Below are 424 nucleotides of genomic sequence, written 5' to 3'. Positions count from 1 at the left end.
TGATTGCTAAAATTTGAGAGACTCGAACACACATAACATGTGTGTCGTTTCAATTTTCAGCTTGATCCAGATTTTTAAAGAGCAAATATCTCAAACATGACTCGCAAGTCAGTTTTGAGATATGACGGCAGGTGACTTTCACTCACGAACCAGCAAGTGGCGTCCCCTAGGGGATTCGAACCCCTGTTACCGCCGTGAAAGGGCGGTGTCCTGGGCCTCTAGACGAAGGGGACGTACAGTCTCAATCGCAAGACGCCTTGCTATTTACTTTTCATCAGACAATCTGTGTGAGCACTACAAAGGCAGGTTCTTTAAGGTAAGGAGGTGATCCAACCGCAGGTTCCCCTACGGTTACCTTGTTACGACTTCACCCCAGTCATGAATCACAAAGTGGTAAGCGCCCTCCCGAAGGTTAAGCTACCTA

At 47.4% G+C, this 424-nt stretch carries 1 tRNA gene and 1 rRNA gene; both read right to left on the bottom strand.

The window, feature by feature from the left end:
- Positions 1-157 precede the first annotated feature (157 nt).
- Positions 158-233: transfer RNA gene (locus tag APU11_RS05675), tRNA-Glu, on the bottom strand.
- Between the two features lie 84 nt (positions 234-317).
- Positions 318-424, bottom strand: a 16S ribosomal RNA gene (locus tag APU11_RS05670); the annotation flags it as partial.

The sequence above is a fragment of the Enterobacter sp. 50793107 genome (assembly GCF_001463365.1).
GTDB classification, from domain to species: Bacteria; Pseudomonadota; Gammaproteobacteria; order Enterobacterales; family Enterobacteriaceae; genus Enterobacter; species Enterobacter cloacae.
This window is presented reverse-complemented; position numbering and strand designations above follow the sequence as displayed.